Source organism: Streptococcus pseudoporcinus LQ 940-04 (genome assembly GCF_000188035.1).
Classification (GTDB): domain Bacteria; phylum Bacillota; class Bacilli; order Lactobacillales; family Streptococcaceae; genus Streptococcus; species Streptococcus pseudoporcinus.
This window is the reverse complement of the sequence record NZ_AEUY02000005.1, coordinates 579,967-596,673: the sequence shown is the minus strand read 5'-3', so window position 1 is coordinate 596,673 and position 16,707 is coordinate 579,967. Positions and strand designations below refer to the sequence as shown.

Here is a 16,707-nt window from a genome sequence, read left to right as displayed (position 1 = left end):
GATTTTAGTTCGACTACAATTCATTCATAAGTTAAGTGACGATAGCCTAGGAGATACACCTGTACCCATGCCGAACACAGCAGTTAAGCCCTAGAACGCCTGAAGTAGTTGGGGGTTGCCCCCTGTTAGATAAGGAAGTCGCTTAGCTTAGGAACACTCAAAGGGAGTTTAGCTCAGCTGGGAGAGCATCTGCCTTACAAGCAGAGGGTCAGCGGTTCGAACCCGTTAACTCCCATAGTATTAAGCGGGTGTAGTTTAGTGGTAAAACTACAGCCTTCCAAGCTGTTGTCGCGAGTTCGATTCTCGTCACCCGCTTTATAGTTTTTACCAAGCTATACATTTATACTGTAGCTTGGGCGCGTAGCTCAGGTGGTTAGAGCGCACGCCTGATAAGCGTGAGGTCGGTGGTTCGAGTCCACTCGTGCCCATTAAAGATATGGTCCGTTGGTCAAGGGGTTAAGACACCGCCTTTTCACGGCGGTAACACGGGTTCGAATCCCGTACGGACTATATATGGAGGATTACCCAAGTCCGGCTGAAGGGAACGGTCTTGAAAACCGTCAGGCGTGTAAAAGCGTGCGTGGGTTCGAATCCCACATCCTCCTTTAAAGAATATCGCGGGATGGAGCAGCTAGGTAGCTCGTCGGGCTCATAACCCGAAGGTCGTAGGTTCAAATCCTGCTCCCGCAATAGACATCATTTGTATGTACGGCTCGGTAGCTCAGTTGGTAGAGCAATGGATTGAAGCTCCATGTGTCGGCGGTTCGATTCCGTCTCGCGCCATTACAATTTAATATTATGGAAAGATAGCGAAGAGGCTAAACGCGGCGGACTGTAAATCCGCTCCTTCGGGTTCGGGGGTTCGAATCCCTCTCTTTCCATCCTAACGGGCATAGTTTAAAGGTAGAACTAAGGTCTCCAAAACCTTCAGTGTGGGTTCAATTCCTACTGCCCGTGTTAGAATATGGCGGGTGTGGTGAAGTGGTTAACACATCAGATTGTGGCTCTGACATTCGTGGGTTCGATTCCCATCACTCGCCTATTTTATTGGGGTATAGCCAAGCGGTAAGGCAAGGGACTTTGACTCCCTCATGCGTTGGTTCGAATCCAGCTACCCCAGTTTTTAAATGAAAATTTGAAATGCCGGCGTGGCGGAATTGGCAGACGCGCTGGACTCAAAATCCAGTGTCCTCACGGACGTGCCGGTTCGACCCCGGCCGCCGGTATACTATAAAGACAAGGTTTCTAGACCTTGTCTTTTTTGTATTATGTGACTTTCAGTCCGTTTCGCTCCGTAGGTGCGAAACAAACAACCACCCGCTATGCGGGTGCGCGTCGAAAGTTATACTACAAAAAAACTCCAAACGGGCTACAATATAGGTGTTTAGGCCAATTGTAAAGCGAAAGGAGTAAAAATATGGCGCAAAAGGCACATAGTTTATCACACACAAAGTGGATGTGTAAATATCACATTGTGTTCACCCCTAAGTATAGACGAAAAGTAATCTATAATCACTATCGAGGCAGTTTGGGAGAAATTTTTCAAAGGTTATGTAGCTGTAAAGGTGTGGAAATAATAGAAGGAGATCTGATGCCAGATCACGTACACATGTTAGGAAGCATTCCCCCAGAATAAGTGTTTCAAGTTTTATGGGCTATTTAAAAGGTAAGAGTGCACTTATGATGTTCGACAAACACGCCAATCTGAAATACAAATTTGGTAATCGACACTTTTGGGCTGAAGGCTATTACATAAGTCCAGTTGGCCTTAATGAAGCTACAATAAAAAAATATATTCAAGAACAAAAAAACATGACATAGCATTGGATAAACTAAGTGTTAAAGAATATGAGAATCCCTTTAGGGATAATAGTAAGTAATACAAATGCCTCTTTAAGAGGCCGGTGACGAGTCAAAAGCAATAAGGCTTGAACAAAGTGAAAGCCAGCGTCTTTAGGCGTTGGCTAGTTATTTGGGTTTATAGCCCTGGACCAAACCACCCGTTTGACGGGTGGTTATGATTTTGAAATTAGTTTAAGTACTGTGCATAAAAAAGTTCTTTTCGTATGATAGAATTGTAGGTAAGGCTAGGTTGATAATGGATACTTAAAATGGCTAATTGAAGATTTAATCATGTCACATAGCATTTAAGTAAAGTTTGGCTAGCTCATAAGGAAAATATGGTCTTCTTTTAGAGGTAATTAAATAAATTGGAGAAGCCACTGAAGTGATGCATGCTAGTTCAAGTAAAAGCAAGGGAGACTTGGGAAATGAATGAGCAGACGTTCCTTGTTTTAGTCTGGCAATAGCGTCTATAATGGGATTGATAGTGAAAAGGTCATATTGACTAAAAATAGAAAAACTTCATTAAGATAGGAAAGGGGAAGCTCGTTGATGATTGTTATTGATCTATATAAAGAAGAGATAAGGTAAAAAAACCTCACCTATTTTACTAGAGTGAGGAAGTTTTTAGTGATGTCTTATCTATAGGTTTAGTGTTTTAATCATTTCTACTTGTCAGAAGACTTTTCTATAATTTCACCAGTTTTAGCATTGATAGTATAGTCATATTCGGTCTTGTTTGCTGTAAATTTAATTTCGTAGGTACTGGTAGCATCTTCCATGTCTTTTTTGATTGTCATCATAGAGGTGTCTTTTTCTTTCAGATTAGCATCCTTTAAGGCAATGCTTTTGGCTTTATCTTGAGAAATAGACTTTTTGGTAAGGTCCTTAGTGCCTGATAATCCTTTGGCATCGGTTGATTTTTTGATAATTTTACCAGTTTCAGCATCTACTGTATAATCGTAATCTTTTTTGTTTGTATCAAAATCAATTTCATAAGTGGCTTTGCCATCTTCTTTATCAGATTTTATTTGTAAGTGTGATACTTCTTTTTTACTTAATTTAGCATCTTTTAAAGCAATATCGGTTGCTTTATCTTTTGAAATAGTTTTGCTTGCATTATTGGTAGAACAGGCCGTTAATGCTAAAGTGGATAATAAAACGATACTTGTTGTAACTACTTTTTTCATCTAATCACCTTTTCTAAATGTTATTTAAGTCTATTATATCAAGTGACCACACATTTGTAAAATGATATGGCTTATTATTGACCTTGCGTAAATGGCATGATTTTGTAACCCTTTAAAAGGCTTTGCCTAAAATGATAGCACAAGAAGGAGAGAATTAATGTTTGTAATAAACACAGAAAGATTAGAGTTGAAGCCAATGGATAGGAGTTTTATTGACTCGACTCACCGCTATGCATCAGATAAAGAGGCTAATAGATATATGCTTAATTTACCCAATGATTCTATTAAAGAAACTGAGGAATTTTTATTGAACTGTGAACATCATTGGAAATACTATTCAAAAGATGAGTTTGAACTTGAGTTTGCTATTATCTATAGCAGCAAACATGTTGGGGGTTTAAGTTTTACAAAAAAGGCTGATGAGAATCTCGTTGAAGTTGGTTGGATTTTGGATAGGGCGTTTTGGCATCAAGGGATTGCTTTTGAAGCAGCTCATTCTGCGTTAAGTTACTTTTCTGAAACATTCCAAATTAACCATTTTATTGCTCACTGTGATAGTCAAAACCAAGCTTCTTATTTATTAATGGAAAAATTAGGTATGAAAAGAATCTCGGTTTCCGGTGGGCGCTTGAATAAGAAGGCCAGGGAATCGACTTCCGAGTATTTGTATCGTTTAGACGTATCATAGCAGTAAAACTACAATTCTAACTGCCTTATCTGTATTGTTAATGTAAAGATATAGTGGTTACCAAAGGAAGGTCCAGCGATAGTGCATATGATATGGTGCAATGCAAATAGGATTGCTAGCTCACTCTTTAATAGTGCCTTTAAGAAGGCACTATTCTCTTTACTTTTTGTTCTTAACAAGTAAGCTTGATTTTGCTATACTAAAGAAAAGCGCTTACAGGAGATGGTGTGATGGAAATAAAAGACATGATGGCTCTAGTTGAAGATATGAAGGTTGGTGTTTTTGCTACGGTTGGACGAGATGGTAAGCCGCATGCTAGGCACGCTCACATAACTGCTGCTAATGAGGAAGGTATATTTTTTATGACCAGTCCCAAGACACATTTTTATCAGCAACTGATGGGTGATGAACGTATTGCTTTGACAGCAATGTTAGAAGATGGTTATTTGACACAGGTGATACGTATTGAGGGAGTTGCCAGACCTGTTGAAAATAAGTACTTAAAGTCGGTGTTTGCTGATAATCCTTATTATGATTATATTTATAAAGATGATGATGGTAGTAGTATGCAAGTGTTTCACCTTTATAAGGGAGAAGGATTTTACCACAGTTTAACACAAGGACATAAGTATATTTTCTCAGTTGGGAGGCAAGAAAAGGTCTACGTCAAGCCCATCTAGTAGCTTTTACGTTCACTTTTTAATATGCTTAGACCTGATACTTGTTTAAGATTTACAAATAACTCTTAAAAGCCGAAAATTAAGAGTTGTTGGTAAGAGTTAGTTTGTTAACAAGCCAAGGTTTACTAAGGTTGGCTCAGATCGAAGACAGCCTTCATTTTTGAGGGTTGTCTTTTTCATATCTAAGGGATTAAAGTTTAAAATGTGAGGTTAATAGTCTATTGGGACAAACTAAAAGGCTTTCTTGCCATCATTTTTACCAATTTTTTTCATTTTGAATGAGACTAAGTCTTTTAGCATACTCGGCATGGTTAGGGGATAGGACAAATGATGCCCATTGGTGTAAATGCCTTCTTGCTATATGATGTGACTTCTGTTAAAATTTCTTATTATAATTTTGATAATTAAAATGAGAGGCAAAGATGAAAAAAATAGGACGTTTTTTTATTGGTGTTAATATTATGGCTCTAGGGGTAGCTATGTCAAAACAATCACAGTTAGGAACCTCACCGATTGCGGCTATCCCTAATGTCTTGTCGGAGAGCTTAGAAGGTTCGCTAGGCCTTCTGACCATTATTTTTATGGCGCTGCTTGTCATCTTACAGCTTTTAATTGTAGGGAAGAATAGCAGTAGAAGTAGACGGTTTAAAATAGTCATTCAATTGGTGCCAGGAATTCTATTTGGTTTACTTATCAATTGTTATGATAGTTTGCTTCAGAGGTTTCAGACTACTAATCACTATGGTAGTCAATTAACTGTCTTATTATTAAGTGTTCTGGTGCTTGCTTTAGGTGTTTACCTTGAAGTGAGTGCTGACTTTATCGTGATGCCAGGTGAGGGTTTGCCTCAAACAATTTCTAATGCTTACCATGTCCCCTTTGCTAAGCTTAAAGTGTGGACAGACGTTACTATGGTTATCTTAGCCTTGCTATTTTCTTTTAGTTTAGGTCATCCTTTTTCTGGCATTCGCGAGGGAACGCTTATAGCAACTCTATTGACAGGACCTTGTGTATCCCTGTTTGATTCCTTTTTTAAAACATAAACTAAACCATTTTTCTCTGCAGAAAATATGATATAAACATGCTCTAGCAAGTCTGACTAATAGGAAGTTCCACATCAGAACTCTCTTGTAGAGAGAGACTCCTATTGAATGGAGGACTTATGTTTAGGAAAATAAGAATAAGAATCTTGTTCCCTCAAGTATGACTTTAAAAGAATCATATTCCTAAGGATATGCTATAATGTAGTTAGAAAAGAGGATATCAATTATGGAAAAACAAGACTATATCAAAATTCTACAAGATGTTATTCAAATTGAATCAGAAAATGGTAATGAAGAGCAAGTTGCTATTTATTATCGTGACCTTTTAAAAAAGCATGGTATTTCGTCGCAATTAGTGTCCTATTCTGAAGGAAGAAGTAGTCTTATTTCTGAGATTTCAAATGGATCTGGACCTGTGCTTGCCCTATCAGGACATATGGATGTTGTCAGTGTCGGTAATGCTGAGGATTGGACTTATCCACCATTTTCAGGGCATATTGAAAAAGATGTCATCTGGGGCAGAGGGGCATCAGATATGAAGGCTGGCTTAACAGCATTGATTATTGCTTTTATTGAAATCTATGAATCTCAACAATTCAAAGGAAAAGTAAAATTGTTAGCAACAGTTGGTGAAGAAGTTGGAGAGCTAGGCTCTGCTCAGCTGACAGATTTAGGGTATTTGGATGATGTTGAGGCAGTGCTAATTGGGGAGCCTTGCAATATTGGAGTTGTTTATGGGCATAAGGGGTCTCTTAATTATAAGGTTACCTCAAAGGGAACATCTGCACATTCTTCAACACCTGAGTTGGGCAATAATGCCATTGAGCATCTCTTGCTAGCCATGACTAAGATTTCAGAGAAAATTGCGCATAAGTCAGAGGAAGTTGTTAATGAAGTATTGGGGAAAACTTTCCATAATATTACCTTAGTAAGGGGCGGTAGCCAGGTCAATTCTATTCCAGAATCTGCGACTTTTGAAGCTAACGCTAGAACTATTCCTGAATTTGACAACCAAGCAGTGATGCAAGAAGTTTTTGCGATTATTCAGGAGTTAAACCAAAAAGAAGGTTTTGAGTTAGAAGCACTTATTACGGCTGATCAGCCTCCAGTTCAAACTAATCCTAAATCAAAATTAATTGAAACCATTACTGGTGTTGCTAATAGTATTGAGAGCCTGAAGCCTCAATCGTTAGTTCATCAGATGAATACTGTACTTGGTGAAGATGAACAACTAAATCCAGAAGATTTTGCTGGTCTGACTCAGGTAAAACCAATGGTTGTGTCAGGGACAACTGATGCTGCACAATTTATGAGAGCCAATGACAATTTGGAGTTAGCTGTCTATGGTCCAGGTATGCCAACACTAAACCATAAACTTGATGAAAGGTTACCTTTAGCCCAATACCTAGATTTTATTGAGGCTTATAAAGCCATTATTGAGTCCTATTTGATAGGTGGCTAGTTATAGGCGATTCAGTACCAGTCGCTCTTAAAGAGACATTAAACCCCCTCAGTAAGAGTAACTGTCAAGCTGGTAGATTGATGCTTATGTACAGAGCCATGTTGTTTAAAGTGACAAAAAGTCAACTGCTGAAAAACAGTTGACTTTTTAAGTATTAAATGATTAATTCAAATTATAATTGTGTAAAGTCTAATACCTTACGGCCTTGAATGAGTCCTTTTTCCATTTCATCAAAAACTTGAGGTGCTGTATCAACAGGGACTGTTTCAACCACTGGTACAACTAGTCCTTGAGCTCCAAATGCAAAAGCTTCTTCCAAGTCTTTACGTGTTCCAACTAGAGACCCTTTGATTCGGATACCGTCTAGAACAGTTTTAACGATGCTTAAATCCATGTATTCTGAAGGTAGACCAACAGCAACGACAGTACCACCAGCACGAACACTTTCAACAGCTTGGTTGAAGGCAACTTTAGAAACAGCGGTAACAACAGCTCCGTGACAGCCACCGGATACTTTTTGAATATAGGCTGGAACATCTTCTATTTCTTTGCCATTAACGATGACGTCAGCCCCACATTCTTTAGCAAGTTCTAATTTATCTTGGTTAATATCCACAGCAATAACTTGGGCGTTAAAGACTTTTTTAGCATATTGAATGGCAAGGTTTCCTAAACCACCAGCTCCGTAAATAACAATCCATTCCCCAGGAGCAATGTCAGACTCTTTGATGGCTTTATAGGTAGTAACACCGGCACAAGTAATAGATGAGGCCTGTGCGGGATCAAGGTTTTCTGGTACTTTAACAGCGTAATCTGCTGTGACAAGAGCGTACTCACTCATACCACCATCAACGGTGTAACCAGCATTTTTAACGGACCGGCACAGTGTTTCTCTGCCGGTAGTGCAGTATTCACAGTGGCCACAACCTTCAAAGAACCAGGCGATTGAAACACGATCACCCACTTGTAACGTTGAAACCCCTTCGCCGATTTCATGGACAATACCAATACCTTCATGACCAAGAATGGTGCCTGGAACTTCACCGAAATCCCCATGGGCAACGTGCAAGTCTGTATGGCAGACACCACAGAATTCTACTTTGATAAGTGCTTGACCATAACCTACTTTGGGCACTTCGTGATCAATAACATCTACGCCAGTGCTTGTTTGATTAACAACAACTGCTTTCATATAAATCCCTCCGATAATCATTATCATATATTGAAAACGTTTACGCTAACATTTTATGATTTTGTGATTATTTTGTCAAACAATTTTTTGCTATTTATCAAAAAAGGGCATAGAATGAAATCAGGTGAATCCAACACCCTATTATATAGAAACTATTGAGCGTCACAAAAAATACAATCAGAGACAATACCAGAAAAACTGGACGTCTATCTGGCCGCAATTAAAGGTAAGTTTTTTCCTAGAATAAGATATTTTCCCAAGGAAAGAATACAGATGCTGATTAAAAGCTTAAAAATTCAAAGAAAAGGGTGATAAAATGAAATTTTTTGAAATCTTTTGTTTTATTATTGAAACAATTTGGAGTATAATATAAGGGTTAAAGAATAACTAAAAGAAAGGCTTTTCATGACAATTCCTGTTTTTCTCGAACTTGTGGAGATGAAAGCCAAGACAGCAAGTGTTTTACCTTTTTTAATTGGTTTATGCTTTAGTTACTATCATTACGGAAGTGTTCATCTTTTTCTAGTTCTATTATTTTTTCTGGCCATGTTTTGTTTCAATATGTTTGTTGACATCTGGGATAATTATAATGACTATAAAAATGCTATTAATTTGGATTACCAAGCCCAGACGAATATCATTGGCCGTGAGAGCTTATCGCTCAAATCAATAGAGCAAATGATGGCTATCTTTCTCTTTATTTCAGCTGCTATTGGTATCCTTTTAACCGTGATGGTTGGGTGGCCATTGTTAGTCATGGGGCTCTTTTGTTTTGGGGTTGGAATATTCTATTCATACGGACCAAGACCTTTATCAAGCTTACCTTTGGGGGAATTCTTTTCTGGTTTTACCATGGGCTTTATGATTAGTTTGATTTGTGTTTATTTGAACACCTATGACAAGTTTAGCTGGGATTTTTCCACCTTAGGGGCAATCTTTTTGATTTCCTTGCCAAATACACTGTGGATTGCTAATCTTATGTTGGCTAATAACTTATGTGATAAAGAAGAAGATGAAAGCAATCATCGCTACACTTTAGTTCATTATACTGGACTAAAAGGTGGACTGGTTCTCTTTGCTTTGGGTAATATTATGGCAATGCTAGCCATTATCGGACAATACATGCTTGGACTTGCTCCAGTAGCTGTACTATTGTGTCTATTTTTGGTGCCATTTATTTATAAGCAAACTTCCTTACTTTGGCAGAAACAAGTTAAGAAAGAAACCTTTATTTGTGCTGTTCGGATTTTGGCTCTAGGTTCATTAACACACGTAGTAACCTATTTTGTCGGGCTACTATTAAAATAAATATATTGACATTAATATAACAAGGAGAATATTATGCAAGAGGTACTAGTACTGGGAGCTGGTTACGCTGGTTTGAAAACGGTACGTAATTTACAAAAACAAGCGGGTGATTTTCATATTACACTGGTGGATCGTAATGACTATCACTATGAAGCGACAGAACTTCATGAAGTGGCAGCGGGGTCACAACCAAAAGAAAAAATTTCATATCCTATCCGAGACGTTATTAATCCTAAGAAAGTCACCTTCATTCAAGACGATGTTGTCAAAGTTAATCCTGAAGAGTCTACGGTTGAGTTGAAAAATAGTGGAACCCTTCATTATGACTACGTGGTTGTGTCACTGGGCTTTTGTTCAGAAACTTTCGGCATCAGCGGTGCTAAAGAGAATGCCCTCCAAATGGTAGATATTAATACAGCTGAAAACATTCATAACCATATTCTGCACATGATGGAAAAATACCGTGAGACAAAAGATAAGAATTATCTCCGTCTTTTGATTTGTGGAGCTGGTTTTACAGGAATTGAGTTAGCAGGGGCTTTGGTTGATGAGCGTAAGCGTTATGCTAAACTTGCCGGTGTAGCAGAAGATCAGATTGAAATCATCTGCCTTGAAGCAGCTACTCGTATTTTACCGATGTTTGATGATAAATTAGCTCAATATGGAGTTGATTTAATCCAAAAGCTTGGTGTTAATTTAATGCTGGGTTCCATGATTAAAGAAATTAAACCGGGTGAGGTTGTTTATGTAACAAGTCCTGATGAAAATGCAGAACGTCACTCAATTGACGCTGAAACAATTATTTGGACAACAGGTGTTAGTGGAAGTCCAATAATGGGAGAATCAGGCTTTGCTGAGCGTCGTGGACGTGTTGTTGTTAATAAAGATTTGCGTGATCCAAAATACGATAAGGTCTATATTCTTGGTGATGTATCAGCCTTGATAGATCCAGAAACAAATCGTCCATTCCCAACAACGGCTCAAATTGCTACACGTATGGGGGCACATGCTGCTAAGAACTTAGCACGTCAACTAAATGGAGAAAAAACGGAAGACTTCAATTACAAATCTTTAGGAACAGTTGCTTCTGTTGGTAATACACATGCCTTTGGTTTAGTTGGTAAGTCAAAAGTTAAAGGATATCCAGCCTCAGTTGTTAAGAAAAGCATCATGAACAAATCATTAGTTGATATCGGTGGCTTGAAGGAACTTCTTGCCAAAGGTCGTTTCGATTTGTACCATTAAGATATGATGACTTGCTTTTAAGATACCTACCTTACGCTGTTTGAGACAAAGTAAGGATTACACAAATCGGAGGAAGATTTATGACTATTGAAACACTAGCACGATTTCAATTTGCAATGACAACTGTATTCCACTTTTTCTTTGTGCCTTTCACAATTGGAACCTGTTTTGTTGTAGCCATTATGGAAACTTGTTATGTGGTCACAAAAAAAGAAGAATACAAAAAAATGACAAAATTCTGGGGTAATATCATGCTCCTTAGTTTTGCGGTAGGGGTTGTTACTGGTATTATCCAAGAATTTCAATTTGGGATGAACTGGTCTGATTACTCACGTTTTGTAGGCGACATTTTTGGTGCTCCACTTGCGATTGAAGCCTTATTAGCCTTCTTTATGGAATCAACATTCTTAGGACTTTGGATGTTTACTTGGGATAACCCAAAGATTAGTAAGAAAGTTCATCTTAGCTTTATCTGGTTGGTCGTTTTTGGTTCATTGATGTCGGCCATGTGGATACTGATTGCCAATAGCTTCATGCAACATCCTGTTGGCTATGAAGTGGTTAATGGCAGAGCACAGATGACAGATTTCTTTGCACTCATCAATAACCATCAGTTCCATTATGAATTTGGCCATGTTATTACTGGTGCGATCACCATGGGTGGTACGGTTATTGCTGGTATGGCAGCTTTCAAACTGCTGAAAAAAGAAAGGTTAACAGAATCTGTTCAAAACATATATAAAAAATCACTACGTTTAGGATTATTGATTACTTTGTTAGGCTCTATCTCAGTAATGGGTATGGGTGATTTGCAGATGAAGGCCTTACTTAATGATCAACCAATGAAATTTGCAGCGATGGAAGGTGATTATGAAGATTCTGGTGATCCAGCTGCCTGGACAGTTATTTCTTGGGCTAATGAAGCTAAAAAAGAACAAGTGTTTGGCGTGAAAATCCCTTATATGCTAAGTATTCTCTCTTATGGTAAACCTTCTGGTTCGGTCAAAGGAATGGATACGGCTAATAAAGAATTAGTAGCTAAATATGGTCAAGATAATTATTTCCCAATGGTTAACTTGCTCTTTTACGGATTCCGTACCATGGCTGCTTTTGGCACCTTAATGCTAGGGGTTTCTGCTTTGGGACTCTTCTTAACCCGTCCAAAGAAACCAATTCTATATGAGAAAAAATGGATGCTGACGATTGTTGCCTTGACAACAATTGCTCCCTTCTTGTCAAATACATTTGGTTGGATTATCACAGAACAAGGGCGTTACCCTTGGACAGTTTATGGCTTGTTTAAAATCAAAGATAGTGTCTCTCCAAATGTCTCAGTTGCCTCTCTGCTCTTCTCAAACACTGTTTACTTCTTGTTATTCAGTGCTTTAGGAGCGATGATGGTCTACCTTGTTATTCGTGAGTTGAACAAGGGGCCAGAGCATGAAGAAGTTCTTCTACAAGGTTTAAAACAATCAAGCATTGACCCATTTGAGAAAGGAGCATTCTAATGAGTGGATTACAATTTTTCTGGTTCTTCTTAATTGGTCTTCTCTTTTCCGGATTCTTTTTCTTAGAAGGATTTGACTTCGGTGTTGGCATGGCAGTTCAAACCTTAGCTCATAACGAAGATGAAAAAGATCAAATTGTTTCAACAATTGGCTCTGTTTGGGACGGAAATGAAGTATGGCTCTTAACAGCTGGAGGTGCGATGTTTGCCTCTTTCCCATACTGGTATGCCTCTTTGTTTAGTGGCTATTATCTAATCCTTTTGACAATCTTGTTTGGTTTGATTATTCGTGGTGTCTCCTTTGAATTCAGACACAATGTACCAGCCAAGCAAAAAAATATTTGGAACTGGACCTTAACGATTGGTTCTGCCCTCGTTCCTTTCTTTTTTGGACTGATGTTTGTTAGTCTTGTTCAGGGGATGCCTATAGACGCAAAAGCTAATATGACTGCTCATTTTGGTGATTATTTCAATATCTTTTCCATTGTTGGTGGTGTAGCTATGTTGCTATTGACCTACTTACATGGTTTGAACTATATTGCATTGAAGACCGAAGGTCCTGTGAGAGACCGTGCAAATAATGTGGCACAATTACTTTACTGGGTATTGTACCTAGGCTTAGTGGCTTTTGCTCTCTTGCTTTTCTTCCAAACCGACTTCTTTGCCAAACACTTTGTGACAACCTTATTACTTTTACTTGTAATTGTTGCACTTTCTGTTTATGCTCACATGTCAGTCTTTAAAAAAGCAGAAATGTCAGCATTTATTGCGAGTGGCTTAACGCTGGTTTCAGTTGTTGTACTTTTGTTCCAAGGCTTGTTCCCACGTGTTATGATTTCCTCAATCTCTTCTAAATACGACTTGTTAATTGAAAATGCTTCTTCATCTCCTTATACCTTGAAGATTATGTCCATTGTTGCAGTTTCCTTAGTGCCATTTGTCTTGGCCTATACTGCTTGGGCTTACTACATTTTCAGAAAACGTATCACATTGCCAGTCATTGTTACGGGGGAAAAATAATGCTAGATAAAGCGGTTATGCGCTTGTCAGGTATTCATAAAATGCTAGGATTGCTTGCAGGATTAGATTTCCTACAGGCAATCTTTATTATAGGTCAAGCTTACTTTTTGAGTCAGGCAATTTCAGGTCTATGGCAAGGACAGCCTCTGTCAAAACAAAGTTTAGCTATCGTATCTTTTCTATTATGTTACCTGGTAAGGCATCTTATTAATTTTATCAAGGATGAACAATTAGATCGGTTTGCGGCAAAACATGCACAGGAATTACGCAGTCAGTTGCTTGAGAAACTCTTTTTGTTAGGTCCTCAAATTGTTCAAGAAGAAGGGTCCGGTAATGTGATTACAATGGCATTAGATGGCATATCCTTAGTCGAGAATTACCTTCATCTAGTCTTGAATAAAATGATGAATTTGTCAGTGATTCCTTTTATGCTCTTAGCATTTATCTTTTATATGGACAGTGAATCAGGGCTTATCTTACTTTTGGTTTATCCACTAATCATCATTTTTATGATTATCCTTGGCCTAGCGGCTAAAGCGCGTGCGGATAAACAGTATGCCTCTTATCAAGTTTTGTCCAATCATTTTTTAGATTCCTTAAGAGGGATTGATACCCTTCGTTTTTTTGGACTCAGCAAGCGTTATGCAAAGAGTATCTATCGGACCAGTGAGTCTTTTCGCAAAGCTACCATGTCAGCCTTACGAATTGGGATTTTATCAACATTTGCCTTAGACTTCTTCACCACCTTGTCCATTGCTATTGTGGCCGTTATGTTGGGATTGCGGTTAATTAATGAACAAATTCTACTATTTCCGGCCTTAACGGTCTTGATCTTAGCACCAGAGTATTTTATCCCTGTTAGAGATTTTTCAAGTGATTACCATGCTACGCTAGATGGCAAGAATGCTTTCTCGGCTGTGCAGCGAATTCTTAGCCATCCAGAAAATACGCAAGAGCAAGTCTTTATTGAACAATGGACTGATAAGAGTCGTTTGAACCTTGATAAGATCCAACTTTCTTATGATGGGAATGATTTCATGTCTATTCCTCACCTAGAGTTGAGTGGCATAAAAAAAGTTGCTCTGGTGGGCATGAGTGGTTCAGGTAAATCAAGTTTGGTTAACCTCTTAAGTGGCTTTCTAGCTCCAAACAGTGGAAGCTTCCAGCTTGATGAGCAAAATTTATTAAACTTAGACCAAGAGGCTTGGCGAAAACAATTAATTTACATTCCCCAATCTCCTTATGTTTTTGAAATGAGCTTACGCGACAATGTTGCTTTTTACAGGCCAGAAGCCAGTTTAGAGGAAATTCAGGAAGCTATCAAAGTGGTGGGGCTAGAAGAATTAGTTGCGGAATTACCAGAGGGACTTGATACTAGGATTGGAAATGGGGCGCGGCCTCTAAGTGGCGGTCAGGCTCAACGCATTGCCTTAGCGCGTGCTTTCCTAGACAAGGAGCGTCGCATTCTGTTATTTGATGAGCCGACAGCTCACCTAGACTTGGAAACGGAAATCGAGTTAAAAGCAAGGATGCTTCCGCTAATGGCTAATCGTTTAGTTATTTTTGCGACCCACCGCTTGCATTGGCTCAAAGATATGGATCACATTATTGTCTTGGATCATGGACAGATTGTAGAAGTTGGTTCATATTCAGATTTGATAGCTAAAAAGGGCTACTTATATGATTTAAAACATGCCATGGGAGGTCAGAATGCTTAAAATTCCTTTATTAAAAGCCTTTGAAGGTGACCAATGGGTTAAACCATATTTTAAACATTATTGGAAAGCCTTGGTTTTGGCCTTAAGTTTAGGTTTTCTGACTTTCTTTTCGGCCTCTGCCTTGATGTTTAATTCAGGTTTTTTGATTAGTAAGTCAGCCTCTTTGCCAAGTAATATCCTCTTGGTCTATATTCCAATTGTCCTAACACGCGCCTTTGGTATTGGTCGCCCAGTTTTTCGCTATTTAGAACGCCTTACGAGTCATAACTGGGTCTTGAAGATGACCTCAAAATTACGCTTAAAACTCTATAACAGACTAGAAGAAGATGCTATTTTTCTCAAACGTAATCACCGTTTAGGAGATATTATGGGGCTTCTAGCTGAGGATATTAATCATATTCAAAATCTCTATTTAAGAACTGTATTTCCGACCATTATTGCTTGGATTCTTTATAGTTTTGTTGTCTTAGCACTAGGCTATTTTTCATGGTGGTTTGCTATCGTTCTCTTCTTCTATTTAGGGCTGTTAGTCGTAGTCTTTCCCTTGTGGTCTGTTCTAGTCAATGGTGCCCGGCAAGAACGAGAAAAAGCCCTTAAAAACTGCTTGTACAGGGATTTGACGGATAATATTTTAGGGATTTCGGATTGGATTTTTAGCCAGCGAGGCCATGCCTATGTCCAGCTGCATGAACAATCTGAAGCGGAGCTTGCGCAAGTACAGGCTGAGATGCGACATTTTAACAATCGGCGTAGTCTGCTATTTGAGCTAGCTTTTGGACTACTTGCAGTCCTTGTCTTGATTTGGGCTAGTTATCAATTTTCAGGAGCCCAGGGTGGGGCGGCCAACTGGATCGCGGCCTTTGTTCTTGCTGTTTTTCCTCTGGTTGAGGCTTTTGCTGGTCTATCAAGCGCAGCTCAGGAAACCAATGGTTATGCAGACTCTATAAAAGGTTTGAATGACCTACCTGCTGCTCGAGTTTTATCTGATGCGAAGGCTTTACCAACAGAACCTTTTGATATCCAGATTGAACAGGTTAGTTTTTCATATGCTGGTCAATCAAAAAAAGTACTAGATACTATTGATTTAAGCATTGAGCAAGGTCAAAAATTAGCCATTTTAGGCCAGAGTGGATCTGGTAAAAGTACCTTAGCGACCCTTCTTAGAGGGGATTTAAGGCCAAGCCACGGTCAGATTTTACTGGGGGGAGTAGACGTTTGTGATTTGAGTGATGCCATTGCTAACTATATCGGAGTGATTCAGCAGGCACCTTATCTCTTTAATACTAGTCTCATTAATAATATTCGCCTGGGTAATGAAGAAGCCAGTGAAGAAGATGTTTGGCGTGTGCTTGAGCAAGTTGGTTTAAAAGACATGGTATCAGCTCTACCTAAGGGCTTGGCGACAATGGTTGATGAAGCGGGGCTACGTTTCTCCGGTGGGGAGCGTCATCGCTTAGCCTTGGCCAGAATTCTGTTGCAAGATACCCCGATTGTTCTCTTAGATGAACCGACAGTGGGATTGGATCCTATTACCGAAAAAAGGCTATTAGATACCTTTATGACGTTACTTAAGGGAAAAACAATTATCTGGATTACGCATCATCTCAAGGGCATTGAAAATGCAGATCAGGTTATTTTCATTGAAAATGGACAAATTGAAATGTCTGGCTCACCGGCTTCTTTAGCTGAAACAAGCCCTCGTTTCCGTCATTTAAAAGCAATTGATGATGGAGAATAGGTTGCCATGAGAGAAAGTTAAGGAATTGCTCTAGCTTTCTTACACCTAAATAGTCCTTACTATTAGCTGACGCT

The 16,707-nt window shown here is 38.9% G+C and carries 12 protein-coding genes, 12 tRNA genes, 1 rRNA gene and 1 pseudogene; 24 read left to right on the top strand and 2 right to left on the bottom strand.

Annotated features, from left to right (window positions below):
* Positions 1-31: 31 nt before the first annotated feature.
* The 14 genes and pseudogenes from rrf (at position 32) to tnpA (ending at position 1,880) form a co-directional block, all read left to right on the top strand.
* Positions 32-147: ribosomal RNA gene (gene rrf / locus STRPS_RS04195) — 5S ribosomal RNA — on the top strand.
* Positions 148-162: 15 nt separating this feature from the next.
* A tRNA-Val gene (locus STRPS_RS04190) sits at positions 163-235 on the top strand.
* 9 nt (positions 236-244) lie between these two features.
* A tRNA-Gly gene (locus STRPS_RS04185) sits at positions 245-315 on the top strand.
* 39 nt (positions 316-354) lie between these two features.
* Positions 355-428, top strand: a tRNA-Ile gene (locus tag STRPS_RS04180).
* A gap of 10 nt (positions 429-438) precedes the next feature.
* Positions 439-510, top strand: a tRNA-Glu gene (locus tag STRPS_RS04175).
* Between the two features lie 5 nt (positions 511-515).
* Positions 516-605: transfer RNA gene (locus STRPS_RS04170), tRNA-Ser, on the top strand.
* A gap of 11 nt (positions 606-616) precedes the next feature.
* Positions 617-690, top strand: a tRNA-Met gene (locus STRPS_RS04165).
* Positions 691-710: 20 nt separating this feature from the next.
* Positions 711-783: transfer RNA gene (locus STRPS_RS04160), tRNA-Phe, on the top strand.
* 17 nt (positions 784-800) lie between these two features.
* A tRNA-Tyr gene (locus tag STRPS_RS04155) sits at positions 801-881 on the top strand.
* Positions 882-886: 5 nt separating this feature from the next.
* A tRNA-Trp gene (locus STRPS_RS04150) sits at positions 887-957 on the top strand.
* Positions 958-967: 10 nt separating this feature from the next.
* Positions 968-1,040 (top strand) — tRNA-His (locus STRPS_RS04145).
* Between the two features lie 8 nt (positions 1,041-1,048).
* Positions 1,049-1,120 (top strand) — tRNA-Gln (locus STRPS_RS04140).
* Between the two features lie 22 nt (positions 1,121-1,142).
* Positions 1,143-1,226, top strand: a tRNA-Leu gene (locus tag STRPS_RS04135).
* A gap of 191 nt (positions 1,227-1,417) precedes the next feature.
* A pseudogene (gene tnpA, locus STRPS_RS04130) lies at positions 1,418-1,880 on the top strand (IS200/IS605 family transposase).
* Positions 1,881-2,510: 630 nt separating this feature from the next.
* Here the strand turns inward: tnpA and STRPS_RS04125 are convergent.
* Complete coding sequence (locus tag STRPS_RS04125; RefSeq protein WP_007895293.1) at positions 2,511-3,032, bottom strand: PepSY domain-containing protein; 522 nt, start codon at positions 3,030-3,032, stop codon at positions 2,511-2,513.
* Positions 3,033-3,189: 157 nt separating this feature from the next.
* Between STRPS_RS04125 and STRPS_RS04120 the strand changes: the two genes are divergently transcribed.
* From STRPS_RS04120 to STRPS_RS04105, 4 genes are all read left to right on the top strand, one after another.
* Positions 3,190-3,720 (top strand): GNAT family N-acetyltransferase, encoded by a 531-nt coding sequence (locus STRPS_RS04120; RefSeq protein WP_007895656.1) that lies wholly within the window; start codon positions 3,190-3,192, stop codon positions 3,718-3,720.
* 230 nt (positions 3,721-3,950) lie between these two features.
* Entirely contained in the window at positions 3,951-4,400 is a 450-nt protein-coding gene (locus tag STRPS_RS04115) for a pyridoxamine 5'-phosphate oxidase family protein (protein WP_007895391.1), read from the top strand.
* Positions 4,401-4,822: 422 nt separating this feature from the next.
* Positions 4,823-5,443: a YczE/YyaS/YitT family protein gene (locus tag STRPS_RS04110; RefSeq protein ID WP_007895442.1), complete on the top strand. Its 621-nt coding sequence runs from the start codon at positions 4,823-4,825 to the stop codon at positions 5,441-5,443.
* Between the two features lie 226 nt (positions 5,444-5,669).
* The gene (locus STRPS_RS04105; protein WP_007895641.1) at positions 5,670-6,905 is read left to right on the top strand and encodes an ArgE/DapE family deacylase; all 1,236 of its coding nucleotides are present in this window, start codon (positions 5,670-5,672) and stop codon (positions 6,903-6,905) included.
* Positions 6,906-7,077: 172 nt separating this feature from the next.
* Here STRPS_RS04105 and adhP read toward each other — a convergent pair whose 3' ends face one another.
* Positions 7,078-8,097 carry an alcohol dehydrogenase AdhP gene (adhP, locus tag STRPS_RS04100; protein ID WP_007895418.1) on the bottom strand — a complete coding sequence of 340 codons (1,020 nt, stop codon included), beginning with the start codon at positions 8,095-8,097 and terminating at the stop codon, positions 7,078-7,080.
* Positions 8,098-8,502: 405 nt separating this feature from the next.
* Here adhP and STRPS_RS04095 point away from each other — a divergent pair, with 405 nt between their 5' ends.
* The 6 genes from STRPS_RS04095 (at position 8,503) to cydC (ending at position 16,633) form a co-directional block, all read left to right on the top strand.
* Positions 8,503-9,405 carry a prenyltransferase gene (locus tag STRPS_RS04095; protein ID WP_007895364.1) on the top strand — a complete coding sequence of 301 codons (903 nt, stop codon included), beginning with the start codon at positions 8,503-8,505 and terminating at the stop codon, positions 9,403-9,405.
* Between the two features lie 33 nt (positions 9,406-9,438).
* Positions 9,439-10,650 (top strand): NAD(P)/FAD-dependent oxidoreductase, encoded by a 1,212-nt coding sequence (locus tag STRPS_RS04090; protein ID WP_007895638.1) that lies wholly within the window; start codon positions 9,439-9,441, stop codon positions 10,648-10,650.
* 80 nt (positions 10,651-10,730) lie between these two features.
* The gene (locus tag STRPS_RS04085; RefSeq protein WP_007895337.1) at positions 10,731-12,158 is read left to right on the top strand and encodes a cytochrome ubiquinol oxidase subunit I; all 1,428 of its coding nucleotides are present in this window, start codon (positions 10,731-10,733) and stop codon (positions 12,156-12,158) included.
* A complete protein-coding gene (gene cydB, locus STRPS_RS04080) occupies positions 12,158-13,177 on the top strand; it encodes a cytochrome d ubiquinol oxidase subunit II (RefSeq protein WP_007895319.1) in 1,020 nt (339 codons plus the stop codon). The genes STRPS_RS04085 and cydB overlap by 1 nt, the downstream gene beginning before the upstream one ends.
* The gene (gene cydD / locus STRPS_RS04075) at positions 13,177-14,895 is read left to right on the top strand and encodes a thiol reductant ABC exporter subunit CydD (protein WP_007895506.1); all 1,719 of its coding nucleotides are present in this window, start codon (positions 13,177-13,179) and stop codon (positions 14,893-14,895) included. Before cydB ends, cydD begins: the two co-directional genes overlap by 1 nt.
* Positions 14,888-16,633, top strand: a complete 1,746-nt coding sequence (gene cydC, locus STRPS_RS04070; RefSeq protein WP_007895575.1) for a thiol reductant ABC exporter subunit CydC — start codon at positions 14,888-14,890, stop codon at positions 16,631-16,633. The genes cydD and cydC overlap by 8 nt, the downstream gene beginning before the upstream one ends.
* Positions 16,634-16,707 lie beyond the last annotated feature (74 nt).

Bases quoted from the DNA above. Each gene is read 5' to 3' on its own strand.
- STRPS_RS04110 (WP_007895442.1), top strand. From the start codon at position 4,823: ATGAAAAAAATAGGACGTTTTTTTATTGGTGTTAATATTATGGCTCTA.
- STRPS_RS04125 (WP_007895293.1), bottom strand. From the start codon at position 3,032: ATGAAAAAAGTAGTTACAACAAGTATCGTTTTATTATCCACTTTAGCA.
- STRPS_RS04120 (WP_007895656.1), top strand. From the start codon at position 3,190: ATGTTTGTAATAAACACAGAAAGATTAGAGTTGAAGCCAATGGATAGG.
- cydC (WP_007895575.1), top strand. From the start codon at position 14,888: ATGCTTAAAATTCCTTTATTAAAAGCCTTTGAAGGTGACCAATGGGTT.
- STRPS_RS04095 (WP_007895364.1), top strand. From the start codon at position 8,503: ATGACAATTCCTGTTTTTCTCGAACTTGTGGAGATGAAAGCCAAGACA.
- STRPS_RS04105 (WP_007895641.1), top strand. From the start codon at position 5,670: ATGGAAAAACAAGACTATATCAAAATTCTACAAGATGTTATTCAAATT.
- STRPS_RS04085 (WP_007895337.1), top strand. From the start codon at position 10,731: ATGACTATTGAAACACTAGCACGATTTCAATTTGCAATGACAACTGTA.
- cydD (WP_007895506.1), top strand. From the start codon at position 13,177: ATGCTAGATAAAGCGGTTATGCGCTTGTCAGGTATTCATAAAATGCTA.
- adhP (WP_007895418.1), bottom strand. From the start codon at position 8,097: ATGAAAGCAGTTGTTGTTAATCAAACAAGCACTGGCGTAGATGTTATT.
- STRPS_RS04115 (WP_007895391.1), top strand. From the start codon at position 3,951: ATGGAAATAAAAGACATGATGGCTCTAGTTGAAGATATGAAGGTTGGT.
- STRPS_RS04090 (WP_007895638.1), top strand. From the start codon at position 9,439: ATGCAAGAGGTACTAGTACTGGGAGCTGGTTACGCTGGTTTGAAAACG.
- cydB (WP_007895319.1), top strand. From the start codon at position 12,158: ATGAGTGGATTACAATTTTTCTGGTTCTTCTTAATTGGTCTTCTCTTT.